Raw genomic sequence first — 15622 nt, 5'->3', positions numbered from 1 at the left:
AATATTTAGTTTTTGTGATTATAATTTTTCTAATAATTCAGATTTTTTTGACTGAAAATCAGTTTCGTCAATCAATCCTAAATCAAAAATTTCTTTTAATTTTTTAAGTTTATCAACAACAGATTCTTCTTGAATTTGTATTTGCTGTTGTGCTATATTCATTTGATTGTTTTGTTGCGCAATTCCTTGCATCATCAATCCAAGCGCAGCTGCATCTTGTATACTTTGTTGCATGGGATTTCCATCTTTTCCTATCGCTAAAGAAGTATTGAATTGTTGAAATTTGTTCATATCATCAATCATATTCATACTACTTATTTTGTCGATGTTTTCGTTCACTTCTTTTGGTAAAGTCGCTGAACTAATCGTAAATTGAGTAACATCAATTCCGAATTGCTCGAAATGAGGAGAAATAAGTGGTTGAATTTTCTGATTAAGCGCAGAAAGATTTCCTGCAATATCAAGCGCAGAAATATTTGCTTGAGCCAAAATTTCTGCAAAAATAGGCGCAATAAAATCTCTTAATTGATGTTCTAATTCGAAAACTGTTAAGATTGGAAAAGTTCCAGCGTATTTGGAAAAGAATTTTTTAACATCTGAAATTTTGATGTTATAACTCCCAAATGCTTTAATTCGTATTGGACCAAATTGTGGATCACGAAGTAGAACTGGAGCAGGAGTTCCCCATTTTAAGTTGACAAAATCTTTTGTAGAAAAATAGTAAACATCTGCTTTAAACGGCGATTGAAAGCCATATTTCCAACCTTTTAATTTTGATAAAATCGGAATATTTTCTGTTGCTAAAGAAAAGGTTCCAGCTGAAAATTCATCTGCAAAAACACCTTGATTTAAGAATAATGCAGCTTGACTTTCTCTTACAATTAGTTTTGCACCATTTTTTATTTCCTTGTCTTGATCAGGAAATTTTAACATCAATAAGTTTGGATCTTGTTCAATCCATTCGATGACTTCTATAAAAGGTCCAGAAGATGACAAATTCATAGTAATAGTTTTTTAAGTTGTTGTTTTACAAAGTTGTAAAATTGTCACTCAAAAAAACTCACTATTTTTAGCTAAAATAGGATGTGTTTAATATTAAGTTTATCATTTCCTTACCTCATTCAATCTTTGTATCTTTGTATTTCATTCAAAAAACTCGAAACTCATTCATAAGTTATGCAACAATCAAAGGCTTTGGCAATTCTAAAATCTGGTCGAAATGTATTTTTAACAGGTTCTGCAGGTGCCGGAAAAACTTATGTGCTAAATCAATATATTCAATACCTAAAACAACATGGTGTTCCTGTAGCAATTACCGCTTCTACTGGGATTGCTGCAACACATATGAATGGTCAAACGATACATTCTTGGGCAGGTATTGGTATAAAAGATTATGTTTCTGATCGATATTTAGCTTCACTTCGTGATAAGAAATATTTCAGAGATAAAATGGACAAAGTAAAAGTCTTGATTATTGATGAAATCTCTATGTTGCACCGAAATCAATTGGATGCAGTAGATTATGTTTTGAAGTTTTTCAAACAAAATGATGAGCCTTTTGGAGGAGTGCAAGTTATATTTTCGGGAGATTTTTTTCAGCTACCACCAATTGGTGAAGAATGGGAAGAATCGAAAGATAAATTCTGTTTTATGTCAGATGCTTGGGTCCAATCTAAAGTGCATATTTGTTATTTGACAGAGCAATATCGTCAAACGAATAATGCGTTGAATGATATTTTGAATGAAATTCGCTCGGGACATATTACGCAAAAAACGGTTGATTTGTTAGAATCTAGAATCGAATATTTTCCTGATGAAATAGATTCACAAACACGTCTGTACACACACAATATGGATGTTGATCGAATTAATAAAGGTCAGTTGATTAATATTGATTCTTCTTCCAAAACATTTGAAGCAAAAGTAGCTGGAAATCCTGCATTGATTGAAGTCTTAAAAAAATCAGTTTTAGCTGAAGAAATTTTAGAATTAAAAATTGGAGCGAAAGTGATGTTTGTTCGCAATAATTTTGAGGTAGGTTTTGTAAACGGAACACTTGGAAATGTATCAGGATATACAGAAAAAGACGAACCAATAATTAAAACCTTAGATGGAGAATTTTATGTAGCGAAGCCAGAAACTTGGGCAATAGAAGATGAAAGTGGGAAAGCATTGGCTTCTTTTACGCAAGTTCCGTTGCGTTTGGCTTGGGCAATTACCATTCACAAATCGCAAGGAATGACGTTGGATTCGGCTTTTATTGATCTATCAAAAGCATTCGAAAAAGGTCAAGGGTATGTAGCACTTTCACGTTTGCGAGATTTAAAATCATTGATGTTACATGGTCTTAATCAAACGGCTTTAGAAATTGATTCGTTGGCGATGAAGGCTGATAAACGTTTTCAAGTTTTGTCGAATGAAGTAGATGATTTTTTAGAAGAAAGCGAATTACAAAATTCTTGGGCTGCTTTTATACGATATTCAGGAGGAACGTTAGATAAAAAGCAAATTGCAAAAAATATCGAAAAGAATAAAACCAAAGAAAAAGGACCTAAAAAATCGACATACGAGATTACGCTAGAATATGTAAAGGAAGGTTTGTCTTTGGATCAAATTGCAGAAAAGAGAGGTTTAACGTCATCTGCAATTGTGGATCATATTGGCAAAATCAAAGAAACTGAACCTGATTTGGATTATTCGAAATTTAAACCTTCTGACAAAATTTTAGAAAAGGTTCGTTTTGCATACAGTGAAATTGAGTTTGAAGAAAACAAAGTTTTAAAACCAATTTTTGATTATTACAATGGAGAAATTGGGTATGAAGACATCAAAAAAGCATTACTTTTTATTAATTAATAGAATATTGTCAGTTCTGACTACATATAAAACTGACAAAATTGGTCATATTTCTGAAAGGAATAATTGTTGTTGAATACACGAAAATTAAACATGAACGCTTTTTATATCGAAAGCATCCATAATTTATAATTTATGTCAATAGAAAACAACAATGTAGTTTCAGTTAACTACTCATTACATACCATCGAAGCGAATGGTGAAAAAGTATTTGTAGAGCAATCAAATGCACAAGAACCATTAACTTTTTTAGTTGGAGCAGGAATGATGATTCCAAAATTTGAAGAAGAATTAAAAGGATTAGCAGTTGGTGATAAAAGATCTTTTGTAATCACTCCAGAAGAAGGATACGGACAACGTGTAGAAGAAGCAGTAGCTCAATTACCTTTAGATATGTTCAAAGAATCAGGTTTACCACCAGTTGGAGCAATTTTACCTTTAACAGATGACGCAGGAAATCAATTCCGTGCATCAGTTGTTGAAGTGACAGAAGAAGCTGTTATTGCTGATTTAAATCCTCCAATGGCAGGAAAAACATTAGAATTTGATGTTGAAATTCTTAATGTACGTCCAGCAACAGAAGAGGAGTTATCTCATGGACATGCTCACGGAGTTGACGGAACAGAATCTCACTAAAAATATTTCAAAGGCTATTTCAATACGAAGTAGCCTTTTTTGTTTTTAATTGTGAATAAATCATTAATAAATAGATTAAATCCACGTTATATTTTTACACCTTCTTAAACTAAAATCTTATCTTTGTAGAACAAACAAGATTTACTTACAAACAAACATGAAAATAGCTGTATTTGTTTCCGGAGGCGGAACAAATCTTCAAAATATTATTGATGCAGTTGAAGACGGAACGTTACCAAATGTCGAGATTTCGATGGTAATGGCAGACCGAGACTGTTATGCAATAGAGCGATCGTTGGATAAAGATATCCGAACTTATGTCTTAGACCGAAAAACTTTTTCGGAAGATGCCGAACATAATTTAGAAGGAGAAGAAATCGACTTGATTGTTTTGGCAGGGTTTTTAACCATATTATCTCCAGAATTTACCTCGAAATGGGGCTCGAAAATGATTAATATTCATCCTGCATTGTTACCAAAATTTGGTGGAAAAGGGATGTATGGTGCAAAAGTTCACAAAGCTGTTTTAGAAGCTGGAGAAAAAACATCTGGAGCTACAGTACATTTTGTAACTGCTGGTGTAGACGAAGGACAAATTATTTGTCAAGGAACTTTTGAGATCGAAGAAGGTGATGAAGTAGCAGATTTACAACGTAAAGTTGCTGAGGTAGAAAGTGAAATCTACATCAAGGCAATCAAGCAAATTAGCGAAGCATAAATATAGAATGCCTCAATGTCATGTACATTGAGGTTTTTCATTTCCAATAAAATAGTAAACAAACAATAAACTTTAAAAACTAAACACAATGCAAAAACAAGCGCTAATCAGTGTGTCGGACAAGTCGAACTTGTTAGAATTTGCAAAATTCTTGATTGAGCAAGATTACAAAATCTTATCAACTGGAGGAACATACAAACATTTACAAGACAATGGAATTGAAGTTACAGAAGTAAAAGATGTAACTGGTTTTCCAGAAATTTTAGATGGACGTGTAAAATCTTTACATCCTGCTATTCATGGTGGTATTATGGCTCGTCGCGCAGACGAAAACCATATGGCAACTATTGCAGAGCACGGAATTAATCCAATTGATATCGTTATTGTAAATCTTTATCCATTCTTCGAAAAAATGAATACAGGTCTTTCTGAAGCAGAAATGATTGAGTTTATTGACATAGGTGGACCATCAATGTTACGCTCTTCTGCAAAGAATTTTTATGATGTAACAGTTGTAACAGATGTAAACGATTATGAGGTGGTGATGAATGAGATTCGTGAGAATGGATCAACTTCTATCGAGACACGTAAATTATGTGCAGGTAAAGTGTTCAACTTAACTTCTGCTTATGATGCTGCGATTTCTACTTACATTTTAGGTGAAGATTTTCCTCAATTTTTGGAGTCTTCTTATGAGAAAGTAATGGATTTACGTTACGGAGAAAATCCACATCAAAAAGCAGCTTATTACGTTGATAAAACGAAAAATGGAGCAATGAAAGATTTCGAATATTTACAAGGAAAAGAACTTTCTTTCAACAATATTCGTGATATGGATTTGGCTTATAAAGTGGTTTCAGAATTCGAAGAAACAACTTGTTGTGCGGTTAAGCACTCAACACCTTGTGGAGTGGCAATTGGAGAGAATGTTTTAGAAGCTTATGAAAAAGCGTATGAATGTGATCCAATGTCAATTTTCGGAGGAATCATTGCATTCAATAGAGAAGTTGATGGTAAAACTGCGGTAGAATTAAACAAAATTTTCTTAGAAATTGTTATCGCGCCATCATTTACAGAAGAAGCGTTAGAGATTTTCAAACAAAAGAAAAACTTACGTATCATCAAAGTTAAAAACCCTGTTTCGGATAAAGTAACTTACGTAAAAGTTGATGGTGGGTTAATTGTTCAATCTACGGATAATCAGTTTTCAACAGATCTTAAAGTAGTAACAGAAACTCAACCAACAGAACGTCAAATGACGGATTTAGTTTTTGCTCAAAAAATTGTAAAATGGGTAAAATCAAATGCAATTGTTGTAGCGACGAATGGTCAAGCATACGGAATTGGAGGTGGTCAAACGAATCGTATTTGGGCTGCTCAGCAAGCAATTTCTCGTGCAAAAGAAAAAGTTGAAGAAGATTTAGTTTTAGCTTCTGATGCCTTTTTCCCTTTCCGTGATGTAGCTGATTTTGCTGCAGAAAATGGAATCAAAGCGATTATTCAACCAGGAGGTTCAATTAAAGACCAAGAATCAATTGATGCTTGTAATGAACGTGAAATTCCAATGGTTTTCACTGGTATGAGACATTTTATGCATTAAAATTTGATGTGCGATATTCGTTTTGCGAAATGCGAATTTAAGTTTAACTTCGTTTAAATGAGGAGTTATAGAAATTTAGACATATGGCAAAAAGGTTTGGAAATTTTGAGATTGGTTTATAATCTTTCTAATAAATTTCCTGAATCTGAAAAATTTGGATTAACTGTACAAATACGTAGAGCAGTTGTTTCAATTCTTTCAAATGTCGCTGAAGGTTCTGGAAGAAATTCAAATCAACAAATGATTAATTTTTTATCGATTTCAAAAGGTCAGCCTTTGAAGTTGAAGCCCAAATAATTATTGCCATGGAATTGAAGTATATTTCAGAATTTGAATTAAATGAAGCTTTAGAATTAATTGATCATTATTGTAGAATGAATCAAAATTTTCAAAACTATTTAACAAAGAAAAACAATGGAACAAAATAATAGCGCAAACCGCGACTCGCAAACCACGACTCGCATCTTAGTAATAGGTTCAGGTGGTCGCGAACACGCAATAGGATGGAAGTTTGCTGAAGATTTTAAGAAGAAAGAACAAGATTTAGAATTGTTTTTTATTCCAGGAAATGCAGGAACAGCTCAAATCGGAACAAATATTTCTGTTTCTTCGATTGATGAAATGAAAGATTTTGCGAAAGAGAATCAAATTGATTTAACTTTTGTAGGACCAGAAGCTGAGTTATCAGAAGGTATCGTAGATATTTTTCAGAAAGAAAATTTAAACGTTTTTGGACCGCATAAAGCTGCTGCGCAATTAGAAGCTTCTAAAGCTTTTGCAAAAGATTTTATGGATAAATATGGCGTGAAAACGGCAAAATATAAAAATTTTCAAGGACCAATGTTGGCGATTGATTATTTGAAAGAACAAGAATATCCGATTGTTGTTAAAGCGTCTGGTTTAGCAGCAGGAAAAGGAGTTATTATCTGTCAAGATTTCGAAGAAGCAAAACAAGCTGTCTTAGATATTATGGAAGATAAAACTTTTGGTGATGCAGGAAACGAAGTCGTTATCGAAGAATTTTTAGAAGGTTTTGAAGCTTCTATTTTATCTTTCTTTAATGGGAAAAAAATTGTTCCGTTTGTTTCAGCAAAAGATCACAAAAAAATTGGTGAAGGAGAAGCTGGTTTAAACACTGGTGGGATGGGCGTTATTGCTCCAAATCCATTGTTTACGGATGAGCATTTTAAAATGTTCGAAGAAGAAATTATGGAACCAACAAAATGTGGTTTAATCAAAGAAGGATTAGAGTTTGCAGGGGTTATCTTCTTTGGATTGATGATTACAACAAAAGGTGTTTATTTGTTAGAATATAACCTAAGAATGGGCGATCCAGAAACGCAAACAACTTTACCTTTGTTAGAAAATGATTTGGCTGAGGTTGTAAATAAAGCAATTAAAGGAGAAGATTTTGATTTGAATTTTAAAAATCAACATGCTTGTTGTGTGGTGATGGTTTCGGGAGGATATCCTGGAAATTATGACAAAGGTTTTGAGATTCGCGGATTAGAAAATGTTACTTGTCCTAATTTTATTGCTGGTGCAAAATTATCAGGAGAACAAATTTTAACATCTGGAGGTCGTGTAATTAATGTAGTTGGATTAGGAAATACGTTAGAAGAAGCGCGTGAAACAGCTTACGAAAACATTAAGAAAGTACATTTTGATTACGAATTTTACCGAAATGATATTGGAGTAATTCAATAAAAAATACAGTTTATATTATTTAAAAATGCGTTTCATTTGAAACGCATTTTTAAATTTATTCTGAAAATTCGACGTGATAAACATCGCTTTTATTTCGATTTATTTTTCGGTATTCAAAACCACCAGCTTGCGGAATTATTTCGACCAGATCAAAGGATTTACAACTTTTTGGTAAACCATTGAAAATTAAAGTGAAATTTAACGTAGAATCTTCTTCTATATATGTCCAATTAGGATACATCGTAATTCCGTCTGCAAAAACCAATTGACAACGTTTTCCTGATTGATTATCAATAATAAAAGTAGAAGGCCAAATACGCGCTGCATTAGCATATTCGTCGGCTGTCATACAACAATGTATAATTACTTGACTTTCTTCTTCGATATTCGTTAAAAGTTCGGAATCAATAAAGATTTTTTCTTCAAGAATTGTTGCACTCATTATTTTGCAATTTTTTTGATGTACAATTCTTCTACTTTTTTGCGAGCCCAATCTGTTTTTCGAAGAAATTTTAAAGAAGACTTTAAACTTGGGTTATCATTAAAACACTTGATGTTAATCTGATTTCCTAAACCTTCCCAACCACCATAGTAAATGATCAATTCTTCGATAATATCGTCTAATCTTTTCCCGTGTAATGGATTATTTTTTTGATTTTCCATTGTACAAAATTACAAAAAATGTTTTTGTTGAATTTAGTATAAAATAACCTTTTTAAAACTCATATTTTTTTTCTAATTGATCAGCTAAATTTAAAATGTCATCTACACGAACCAATTGTTCTACCCAATTAGTAGGAATTGTCTCTATACCATAAAAAATACCTGCTATTCCGCCCGCAATACAAGCAATAGTATCAGTGTCATGACCTAAATTAACAGCCTTTAAAACACAATCTTTATATGAATTAGTATGCAATAAACACCAAATAGAAGCTTCTAAACTATCAATCACATAACCAGTTGATTTTATTTCATCTTCTTTTAAATCAGAAAGTTTTCCGTTTAAAATCCGTTCGAAATATGGGAGTTCTTTTTGGTAAATCTTATTTTCTTCTAGAAATAATTTCAACCAAAAATTAGTATTCAAATAAGCTTCATCAAGATTTTCAGCATCTAAAACATTCAATGCAAATTCAATATAGTAAATACAAGCTAAAACAGATCGATCATGTGCATGTGTAATAGATGAAACCTCTTTGACTATTTCTAAACGCTCATCTATCGATAGATCTTTCGTGAAAATAGCCAAAGGCAATATTCGCATCAAAGATCCATTTCCATTGTCATTTTCTTCTTTAGAACCAGCTTCGCTCGGATGTTTCACAACTCGCAAGCGATTAATTGCTTTTCTCGTTGAAATACCAACATCAAAAACTTCTCCATCAGCAGTCCAATAACCTTCGTGCATCCACATCTGAAATTTTTCGGCAATATCATTCACATTATACCCATTACATAGAGATTCGGCTAAACAAAACATCATCGAACTATCATCCGAAAAAGTCCCTGGCGGCATATTGTATGTGCCAAAACCTATCATATCTAAAACAGGATTTTTTTGTAAATATTCTCTACTTTTAAACTCAACTGGAACACCTAATGCATCACCGACTGCAGAACCAATTAAAATATTTTTTGAAAAATTTCTTCTATTCATACCCTAATTATTATGAATTGAAAATACTTGTTTTTTTTGAAAAATTATAAATTATTTTTAAAATTTCGTGAATTAATCATAATAATTTTATTTATTTAGGATTGATTTTTTAATAAATGATAAAAATCTGAAAAGTATAAGTCGTATTGTCAGTTTTAATTAAATTGGAACTGATTTTGATTAAATTAAGTCACAAACTTATAAATTACTATGGCTTTTATAGATTATTATACAACATTAGGTCTGCAAAAGACCGCGACTCAAGATGAGATAAAAAAAGCGTATCGTAAATTGGCACGTAAGTATCATCCCGATCTTAATCCCAATAACGAAGAAGCTGCACATAAATTTAAAGAATTAAATGAAGCAAATGAAGTGTTAAGCGATCCAGAAAAACGTAAAAAATACGATAAGTATGGAGAGAATTGGCAGCACGGAGAAGAATATGAAAAAGCTCGTCAACAGCAACAACAGCATCAATATAGTGATTTTAATGGTGCAGAAGGCTTTGGAGATTTTGATGGCTATTCAGATTTCTTTAGTTCGATGTTTGGACGTGAAGGTAGAAGTAAATCAACAGGTTATAAAGGGCAAGATGTAAATGCCAGTTTGACATTAAATTTGACTGATACCTTATCTTCTCATAAACAAACTTTTGCCGTGAATGGAAAAAATATTCGAATTACAATTCCGGCAGGAGTAGAGGATGGACAAACAATTAAGATAAAAGGACATGGTGGAAAAGGCTACAACAATGGTCCGAATGGAGATCTGTACATTACATTTCATATTGTAAATAATACAAAATATGAAGTGAATGGTGCAGATTTATCTACAATTGTTGAGATTGACTTATATGATGCTATTTTGGGTGGAGAAGCGATGATTGATACACTTTCTGGAAAAGTAAAAGTTCCGATAAAAGAAGGAACAGAGAATAATAAAAAGGTAAAATTGAAAGGAAAAGGTTTACCAATTTATAAGAAAGATGATCAATATGGAGATTTCTATGTGACATTTTCAATAAAAACTCCAATTAATTTATCAGCAGAAGAAAAAGAATTATTCGAGAAATTACGTTCACTTAAAAAAGCTTAAAACCATGAAAAATGTAACGATATCTGTTATTCAGTTTAGTAAATATCATCAGATTGAACCTCAATTTGTGATTGATTTGTACAAAAATGATTTGGTTGTTTTGCATGAACGTAACCAAGAATATTTTATTGAAGAAAATGATTTGAAATTAATTGAACGATTTATTGAATTTCATTATAATTTGGGAGTTAATTTAGAAGGTTTAGAAGTGATTCATCATCTTTTAAAACAAATAGAAACGCTACAAAAACAACTTAAATAATCGAAATCAAAAGCAACCTTTGCAGAAAACTGCAAAGGTTGTCTTATTTTTGCATAAATATTTTTGTATGGATACTCCCGAAAAGAAGAGTAAATTGAAAAAATTACATTCGCGCAATCGTCATTTAGCGCCCTATAATTTCGAAAAATTGTGTGCGATCTATTCGCCACTTTCTAAATATATCAAACCAAATAAAGAAAACGAACCAACAATTAATTTCTCAGATAGAGAAGCTGTAAAAGCGTTAAATAAGGCATTATTAAAAACGTATTACGATATCGATTATTGGGAATTACCAAAAGATAATTTGTGTCCGCCAATTCCTGGTCGTGCAGATTATATCCATTATGTAGCTGATATTTTGAGCGAAAGTTTTGACGGAGTTATTCCACGTGGAAAAGAAGTAAAAGTATTGGATGTTGGTGTTGGTGCGAATTGTATTTATCCGATAATTGGAAACCATGAATATGATTGGAATTTTGTTGGAGCAGAACTTGATTATGCTTCTTTTAAAAATGCAGAAGAAATTGTAAAGAAAAATCCGCGTTTGCGTAACAAGGTTGAAATTAGAATGCAATTTAATCCAAATAATATTTTTAAGAATATTATTAAACAAGGCGAAAAATTTGACATTACAATTTGTAATCCACCATTTTTTAGATCGAATCAAGAAGTAATGGAACAAACAATGCGCAAATTGAAAAATCTTGGTCAAAAAACAGATCAAAAACCAATTCAAAACTTTGGAGGTAATAATTCTGAGCTTTGGTGCAGAGGTGGAGAGCGTTTATTTATTACGAAAATGATCAAAGAAAGTGCTGAGTTCAAACATCAAGTAAAATGGTTTACAACATTGGTTTCTAAGAAAGAAAATGTTCGAATTTTAGAAGGAATTTTGAAACGAGAAAAAGTGAGAGATTACAGAATTGTAAACATGCAACAAGGAAATAAAGTTTCTCGTTTATTGGTTTGGAGGTTTTAATAAGTTTGATTAATAAAATAAAATCATTTATTTAAAATTATTCCAAATTTTTATTAGCAATACTTTAGGTTTAATTATTGTTTTACCTTGTGTCTACAAAAGTAACACAAAATGAAAACGAATAAAATTATAGCTTCTTTGGGAGCAGTGGCGTTAATGTTTAGTATCTTTTCTTTTACAACAGCGCGTCATATTGATACAGGAAAAGAAATTTCTGATCCTCAATGGAAAAATTTGAAAGTATTACCACAAAACATTTCAGAAGATAGTCTAAAAGGGTTGATGAGAGGGTACAATGCTGCATTAGGAGTAAAATGTAATTTTTGCCACGCTGAAAATCCAGAAACAAAAAAGATGGATTTTGCAAGTGATGCTAAAAAGGAAAAAGACTTTGCTCGTCATATGATTGTAATGACACGTGAATTAAATGCAAAGAATTTCAATTGGGAAAATGCAAAAAATCCTGAAATGATAAATGTTGTAACATGTGTAATGTGTCACAGAGGAAACGAAAGTCCTACAAAATCATTGATTGAGCCTATAAATGCTGAGTTAAAAAACGTGAAAGATGTTGCAAAAGAAAAATTAGCTCCGGCATCTGGTTCGGCGAAAGTTGAGAAAAAATAAAGAATAGAAATATAAGCTCCATTTTTGGAGCTTTTTTTATAAATTTAAACTTGTTAACATTGTTGGTATAATTAAATTTTTATGCATTCTTGTTGCTTTATCAATATTTAGTTGCAATAAAGCAGAAAGAAGTTTTCCAAATGACTCGGTTACAAAAACAGGTTCTCAAGACTTAATGGTAAAAAAATATTATCATGGTTTTGGAAAATATTCTCATCCTTTATATTTATATGATGAATTTGAAATGAAAGATTCAACTAATGTTAAAAATGCTTATTGTATTGGATATTATAGAGATAATCGATTAATCAAGATTGAAAAATATCTTCATCAAAATTTTGAATTTGGATTTATTTATAATTACAATGAAAATGGAGATTTAGAAAAAGTTATTAATTTATCAATTGAAGATAAAAAGTGAGATTTATAAAATTTAAAAAAAGCCATTCTTAAGAATGGCTTTTTTTAAATTTATTTCGAAGGAATAATCTACTTCTTAATTTCTGATTTATTCGAAATGAGTGACCAAATAATGGTTGTTAATAAAACTCCACCAATAATCGAAAGTGAGATAGTTGATTCGAAATGATAAAAAGGCATAATAATCATTTTAATTCCAATAAAGCTTAAAATAATTGCCAAACCATAATGCAATTTATTGAATTTATCCATCGAGTTAGCTAATAAGAAATACAACGAACGTAATCCTAAAATAGCAAAAATATTAGACGAATATAATATAAAAGGATCATCTGGTGCAACAGCAAAAATGGCTGGAATACTATCTACAGCAAAAACTAAATCTGTTATTTCAATCACCATCAAAGCAACAAAAAGAGGTGTTGCCATTTTGATTCCGTTTTGTACACTAAAGAATTTATCGCCATCAAAATTTGGCGTAACTTTAAAAAACTTGTGAACTAACTTAACTCCAAAGTTCTGAGATAAATCTTGGTTTTCATCATCATTACTCGATTTCCAAGACTTGATACCAGCAACAATTAAGAAGAATCCAAAAAGAGTCAAAACAACATTCGGGCGGAAAAATTCTTTTGTTACAAAGTTTGCATGAGTAGCTTCATCTCCTAAATTAAAATGCCAATCACCAATAGAGAATGAAGGTAAATAGGTCATTTTAATTAATTCTACTCCAGCAAAAATAAAGATTGCTCTAAATAACAAAGCACCTAAAATACCCCAAAAAAGAACTTTGTGTTGGTATTCTTTCGGAATTTTAAAGAATCCGAAAACTAATATAAAAACGAATAAATTATCGACGGATAGTGCTTTTTCGATCCAATAAGCAGCCTGAAATTGAGAGAATTTGTTGAGGGCAAATGCATGTCCATCGGCTTCTTTAAAGACAAAATAGATTACACCACTAAAAACCATTGCTAAAGATATCCAGACAATTGTCCAACTAAGTGCTTCTTTGTTCGAAACTGCGTGCGCATTTTTATTGAAAACACCCAAATCTAGTAGCAACATAATAATGACTGCGACTCCAAAAACAGTTATTAGTCCAGGATGATTTAACATACTATCCTGTACAACACTGAAAATACTCATATAATTCTATTTAATTTGACAATTTACTATAAATTTACCAATCCTAACTGAACTGATACATATAAAAAAATGTTTTTACAAAAGAAAAAACACGCAAAATTAATTTATTCTAGCATGAAAAGAGTTATCGCATACGTATTCTTAACAATTATTTTACCTATCGCTTCAAAAGCACAACAAGTTTCTCCATTGTATAAAGATTCAATTCAAATGAAATGGGTTGATGAAAAATATAATTCGATGACGTTGGAGGAAAAAGTTGGACAATTATTTATTGTTGCTGCTTACACCAATAGAGACGCTGTACATGAAAATGATATTCAAAAGTTAATTGAAGAAGAACATATCGGTGGATTGATTTTTATGCAAGATCAAGCAGCTCATCAAATCGAATTGACAAATAAATTTCAATCAATTTCTAAAACTCCTTTATTAATTGGAATGGATGCTGAGTGGGGACTTGCAATGCGTTTAAAAGATGTAGAGCGTTTTCCATGGAATATGACGCTTGGAGCATTACGAGATAATAATTTGGTTTATCAAGTCGGAAAACAAATTGGTTTACAAGCAAACAGAATGGGTGTTCAGTTTAATTTTTCACCTTCGGTTGATGTTAATGTAAATCCAAATAATCCAATTATTGGAAATCGTTCGTTTGGTTCTAATCCATCTCGTGTGGCTGAAAAAGGAATTGCATATATGGAAGGAATGCGTACACAAAACGTATTGTCTTCTGCAAAACATTTTCCTGGACATGGAAATACAGACCAAGATTCGCACAAAGTTTTACCTTTAATTCCAGATAATAAAGCTGATTTAGAGAAATATCACATTGCACCTTTCAAGAAAATGATTGATGCAGGAGTGCAGTCGATTATGGTTGCTCATCTTAATGTACCTGCTTTGGAACCAGATCCAAAAATGCCTTCAACTTTATCTAAAAAAATTATTACAGATTATTTGAAAGGTGAATTACAATTTAAAGGAATTGTGATTACAGATGCATTAAATATGGATGGTGTTGCGAAAATGTTTCCTGCTGGTGATGTAGATTATAGAGCGTTTGTTGCGGGTAATGATATTTTATTATTTTCTCAAAATGTACATATCGGAAAACAAAAAATAATTGATGCGATTAGCAAAGGAGAAATTTCTGAAGCGCGTTTAGAAGAAAGTGTAAAGAAAATCTTGATGGCAAAATACATTACTGGTTTAAATGAGATTAAAACTTTGAATCCTGCGAATGTGTTGGAAGATCTTAATCCTGCAGAGAGTTTAGCTTTAACAACAAAGATTTTTGAAAAAGCTTCGACAGTTGTAAAGAATGAACACAAACTTTTACCAATTAAAAAATTAAATCAAAAAATAGCTTTTGTTCCGCTTGAACAAACAGATTATGATCAGTTTTTGACACATTTACAAAAATATACAAATGTTGAGTTGGTTAAGATTTCAAATCCAAATCAAATCAATTTACTAAATGATTATGATGTTGTTATTTCTGGTGCATTTTTATCAAACGAAACAGTTTACAAACCATATAAATTGTCAGATAATTCGAAAGCAATTTTGAAAGCGTTACCAAAAGACAAAAAGAAAATATTTTCGTTGTTTACAAGTCCTTATGGATTGAAAGATCTAGATTTATCAAATTTAGATGCAGTTACGGTTCATTATCAAAATACGAAAGATGCGCAATCTGCTGCAGCTCAAATTATTTTTGGTGCAATCGACTCTGATGGAACTTTACCTGTAGATATCAATCAAAATTTGAAAGAAAGTCAAGGAATTGTAACAAAACATATCAAACGATTAGGATTTACAGCGCCTGAAAATGTGAATTTAGGAAAAAAAAACTCTTAGAAATAGATAGACTTGCCGAAGAAGCGATAGCAAATCGTTACACG

General features: G+C 31.6%; 18 protein-coding genes. 13 read left to right on the top strand and 5 right to left on the bottom strand.

The window, feature by feature from the left end:
- Positions 1–18: 18 nt before the first annotated feature.
- Positions 19–1002 (bottom strand): SPFH domain-containing protein, encoded by a 984-nt coding sequence (locus tag AC2I98_RS05800; RefSeq protein WP_486413680.1) that lies wholly within the window; start codon positions 1000–1002, stop codon positions 19–21.
- A 174-nt stretch (positions 1003–1176) separates the two neighbouring features.
- Between AC2I98_RS05800 and AC2I98_RS05795 the strand changes: the two genes are divergently transcribed.
- The 7 genes from AC2I98_RS05795 to purD all read left to right on the top strand — a co-directional run bounded on the left by AC2I98_RS05795 (position 1177) and on the right by purD (position 7517).
- Positions 1177–2856, top strand: a complete 1680-nt coding sequence (locus AC2I98_RS05795) for an AAA family ATPase (RefSeq protein ID WP_486413679.1) — start codon at positions 1177–1179, stop codon at positions 2854–2856.
- Between the two features lie 135 nt (positions 2857–2991).
- Complete coding sequence (locus AC2I98_RS05790; RefSeq protein WP_486413678.1) at positions 2992–3492, top strand: FKBP-type peptidyl-prolyl cis-trans isomerase; 501 nt, start codon at positions 2992–2994, stop codon at positions 3490–3492.
- 157 nt (positions 3493–3649) lie between these two features.
- On the top strand, positions 3650–4210 hold the full coding sequence (gene purN, locus AC2I98_RS05785) for a phosphoribosylglycinamide formyltransferase (RefSeq protein ID WP_219034718.1): 561 nt from the start codon (positions 3650–3652) through the stop codon (positions 4208–4210).
- 88 nt (positions 4211–4298) lie between these two features.
- Complete coding sequence (purH, locus tag AC2I98_RS05780) at positions 4299–5810, top strand: bifunctional phosphoribosylaminoimidazolecarboxamide formyltransferase/IMP cyclohydrolase (protein WP_486413677.1); 1512 nt, start codon at positions 4299–4301, stop codon at positions 5808–5810.
- Between the two features lie 57 nt (positions 5811–5867).
- Positions 5868–6107, top strand: a complete 240-nt coding sequence (locus tag AC2I98_RS05775; protein ID WP_486413676.1) for a four helix bundle protein — start codon at positions 5868–5870, stop codon at positions 6105–6107.
- Positions 6108–6115: 8 nt separating this feature from the next.
- A complete protein-coding gene (locus AC2I98_RS05770; protein WP_486413675.1) occupies positions 6116–6238 on the top strand; it encodes a hypothetical protein in 123 nt (40 codons plus the stop codon).
- Positions 6225–7517, top strand: a complete 1293-nt coding sequence (gene purD, locus AC2I98_RS05765) for a phosphoribosylamine--glycine ligase (protein WP_486413674.1) — start codon at positions 6225–6227, stop codon at positions 7515–7517. The genes AC2I98_RS05770 and purD overlap by 14 nt, the downstream gene beginning before the upstream one ends.
- A gap of 55 nt (positions 7518–7572) precedes the next feature.
- On the opposite strand, the gene AC2I98_RS05760 is transcribed toward purD, so the two are convergent.
- Genes AC2I98_RS05760 through AC2I98_RS05750 form a run of 3 tightly spaced genes read right to left on the bottom strand, consistent with a single transcriptional unit; the run spans position 7573 to position 9177 of the window.
- Positions 7573–7959 (bottom strand): hypothetical protein, encoded by a 387-nt coding sequence (locus AC2I98_RS05760; protein ID WP_486413673.1) that lies wholly within the window; start codon positions 7957–7959, stop codon positions 7573–7575.
- Positions 7959–8180, bottom strand: coding sequence for a VF530 family protein (locus AC2I98_RS05755; protein WP_486413672.1), 222 nt, complete (start codon positions 8178–8180; stop codon positions 7959–7961). Before AC2I98_RS05755 ends, AC2I98_RS05760 begins: the two co-directional genes overlap by 1 nt.
- 52 nt (positions 8181–8232) lie before the next feature.
- Positions 8233–9177 carry an ADP-ribosylglycohydrolase family protein gene (locus AC2I98_RS05750; protein ID WP_486413671.1) on the bottom strand — a complete coding sequence of 315 codons (945 nt, stop codon included), beginning with the start codon at positions 9175–9177 and terminating at the stop codon, positions 8233–8235.
- Positions 9178–9387: 210 nt separating this feature from the next.
- On the opposite strand from AC2I98_RS05750, the gene AC2I98_RS05745 reads away from it, so the two are divergent.
- The 5 genes from AC2I98_RS05745 (at position 9388) to AC2I98_RS05725 (ending at position 12567) form a co-directional block, all read left to right on the top strand.
- Complete coding sequence (locus AC2I98_RS05745; RefSeq protein WP_486413670.1) at positions 9388–10275, top strand: DnaJ C-terminal domain-containing protein; 888 nt, start codon at positions 9388–9390, stop codon at positions 10273–10275.
- Between the two features lie 4 nt (positions 10276–10279).
- Positions 10280–10537, top strand: coding sequence for a chaperone modulator CbpM (locus AC2I98_RS05740; protein WP_125349027.1), 258 nt, complete (start codon positions 10280–10282; stop codon positions 10535–10537).
- Between the two features lie 67 nt (positions 10538–10604).
- Positions 10605–11519: a 23S rRNA (adenine(1618)-N(6))-methyltransferase RlmF gene (rlmF, locus tag AC2I98_RS05735; protein WP_486413669.1), complete on the top strand. Its 915-nt coding sequence runs from the start codon at positions 10605–10607 to the stop codon at positions 11517–11519.
- A 111-nt stretch (positions 11520–11630) separates the two neighbouring features.
- The gene (locus AC2I98_RS05730) at positions 11631–12146 is read left to right on the top strand and encodes a c-type cytochrome (protein WP_486413668.1); all 516 of its coding nucleotides are present in this window, start codon (positions 11631–11633) and stop codon (positions 12144–12146) included.
- 175 nt (positions 12147–12321) lie between these two features.
- On the top strand, positions 12322–12567 hold the full coding sequence (locus AC2I98_RS05725) for a hypothetical protein (protein WP_486413667.1): 246 nt from the start codon (positions 12322–12324) through the stop codon (positions 12565–12567).
- A gap of 68 nt (positions 12568–12635) precedes the next feature.
- On the opposite strand, the gene AC2I98_RS05720 is transcribed toward AC2I98_RS05725, so the two are convergent.
- Positions 12636–13715 (bottom strand): TerC family protein, encoded by a 1080-nt coding sequence (locus tag AC2I98_RS05720; protein ID WP_486413666.1) that lies wholly within the window; start codon positions 13713–13715, stop codon positions 12636–12638.
- Positions 13716–13829: 114 nt separating this feature from the next.
- Between AC2I98_RS05720 and AC2I98_RS05715 the strand changes: the two genes are divergently transcribed.
- The gene (locus AC2I98_RS05715; RefSeq protein WP_486413665.1) at positions 13830–15578 is read left to right on the top strand and encodes a glycoside hydrolase family 3 protein; all 1749 of its coding nucleotides are present in this window, start codon (positions 13830–13832) and stop codon (positions 15576–15578) included.
- Positions 15579–15622 lie beyond the last annotated feature (44 nt).

It is taken from the genome of Empedobacter sp. EJD.6dd, assembly GCF_057369435.1.
Note: the sequence above shows the minus strand (reverse complement) of the source record. Positions and strands in the feature narration are given on the sequence as shown.